This is a genomic window from Hydrogenophaga sp. 2FB, assembly GCF_005503365.1.
Lineage (GTDB): Bacteria > Pseudomonadota > Gammaproteobacteria > Burkholderiales > Burkholderiaceae_C > Hydrogenophaga.
Map to the genome: position 1 here is coordinate 1 of NZ_SCML01000118.1, position 2,095 is coordinate 2,095.

Sequence of the window (2,095 nt, forward strand, 5' to 3'; positions counted from 1 at the left end):
GTCACCGGATTTGAAGGGTTGGCCAAAGGTCACCGGGACGCTGGCTTGCGCACTGCCTGTGGTTACTTGCACGCAGGTGATGGCCTGAGCGGCGCAGGACAGTCCACCTGCGCTGGGAGCCGGTGCCGGTGCCGGTGCCGGTGCCGGTGCCGGTGCTGGTGCCGGTGCTGGTGCTGGTGCCGGTGCTGGTGCCGGTGCTGGTGCCGGTGCTGGTGCCGGTGCTGGTGCTGGTGCCGGTGCTGGTGCCGGTGCCGGTGCCGGTGCTGGTGCTGGTGCTGGTGCAGGAGCAGGAGCAGGAGCAGGAGCAGGAGCAGGAGCAGGAGCAGGAGCAGGAGCAGGAGCAGGAGCAGGAGCAGGAGCAGGAGCAGGAGCAGGAGCAGGCGCTGGTGCAGGTGCAGGTGCAGGTGCAGGTGCAGGTGCAGGTGCAGGTGCTGGCGCCGGAGGACGAGGCGCCGGAGCCGGCGCAGCGGCGAGCACTTCGCAGGTCTTGGTCATGCCGCGCGCTGGATCGGTGCCGAAATAGCCCTTCGTGCACAGCCCACCGGTGCGCACCGTCTTGTAGGCCCAGCGGTTGCCTGCGCCGAAGCGCACGTTCTTGGTACCCGACACCCAAAAGATCCGGCCCTCGTTGGCAACCTTGCTCCATTGCGTGCTGCTGGTCTGCGCTTGGGCCGGTGCTGCGACCAACATCGAGAACATCACCGCGCAAGCTGCGAGCACGGCGGCATGCGAGGCGTGCGCAGAAAAAGGTGTGTGTTGCGACATGAAAAACCTTCTAAAGCGTGAAAAAAAAGTGACCCCGCCGGACGCATGGACTACCCATGCGTTCTCGGCTTCGCCACCAGGGTCTTTAGGGTGCGGCTTGCAAGGCGCCGACTTTGCGGCTACCCGGTAGCCCGCGCAGGATGTACGGTGCGGGCGCATCACGCGTGTAGCTGGCGTCCGGCACCACCGACAGGCCGATCAGAGCCTGCAGCGTTGCGTTTGGCCAGAAGTTTGGTGTGGCGATGTTGCTCGCCCCGGGGATGTTGCTGGCGACCGAGGTGACGTTGTTCAACTGCGTGGCGTTGCCGGCCGCATAACCACCGGTGATCTGCGTCGGGCTGCCCGTGCCGGCAAACAGGTTGGCCGTGAGCTTGACCGAAGTGGCTCCACTGGCGACCGACAGGAAGGCGCCACCCGAGCGCGTGATGACCACGGTGTTGTGCGCCAGTTCCAGGGTCTTGGTGGCGTTGGACAGGCCTTCGGCGCCGTAGGAGATGGCGTTCGGGTTGTCGGCATTCGGCCCTTTGTGGAACATGTTGCCGCGCAGGACCACCTTACCGCCGTTGGGGAAGTCGGCCAGGTAGCTCGATGTGCCCGTGGGGCCGTCCATGAAGTAGCTGTTCTCGATCACCGACTCGCGCGCACGGCTCTTGAAGTTGTGCCCGATCTTTGCTTCGTGGAAGTAGCTCGAGTTCACCGTGATCCGGTCGATCTGGTTCACGTAGATGTTGTGCGTGTAGCCATCGCCAATGCCGTTGCGCGCGAACTCCGAACGGTCGATCGCGATCGTGGTCGCGCCGGCCGCAGCCAGGATGCCGTTCTGGTTGTCGTAGAAGCCGCTGTTGATGATCTTCATGTTCACACCGGGTTCGACACGGATACCGGCGCCGTTCTGGTCGGGCACCGTGGCGTTGCGGAACTCGACGCTGTCGATCGTGATGCTGGGGCTGGAGACCACCCACAGGCCCTTGCCCTGCACGTTGCGGCCATCGGCAAACAGGCGCGCACGCCCGCCCACGCCGCAGATGGTGATGTTGCTCGCCTTCCAGGTCGCAGCGTCACCGCGGTAATCGCCCGCGGCGATCTTGATCACATCGCCCGACTGCGCCACCGCAGCCGCCGCGCTCGGTACGGCATAGGTCTTTCCAGGACCCACTTGCAGCACACGGCCCGTCGCCGCGTCGCAGGCCGTACCGGAGGGTGCCGGTGCTGGGGCTGGGGCTGGGGCTGGTGCTGGGGCTGGTGCTGGTGCTGGTGCTGGTGCTGGTGCTGGAGCTGGAGCTGGAGCTGGTGCCGGTGCCGGTGCCGGTGCTGGTGCTGGTGCTGGTGC

The 2,095-nt window shown here is 66.1% G+C and carries 2 protein-coding genes; one reads left to right on the forward strand and one right to left on the reverse strand.

What is annotated here, in order from left to right; translation table 11 throughout:
* Positions 1–128 precede the first annotated feature (128 nt).
* Entirely contained in the window at positions 129–767 is a 639-nt protein-coding gene (locus FFS09_RS31725; protein ID WP_252374580.1) for a hypothetical protein, read from the forward strand.
* 83 nt (positions 768–850) lie between these two features.
* Here FFS09_RS31725 and FFS09_RS30435 read toward each other — a convergent pair whose 3' ends face one another.
* Complete coding sequence (locus FFS09_RS30435; protein ID WP_137922637.1) at positions 851–1,930, reverse strand: right-handed parallel beta-helix repeat-containing protein; 1,080 nt, start codon at positions 1,928–1,930, stop codon at positions 851–853.
* Positions 1,931–2,095 lie beyond the last annotated feature (165 nt).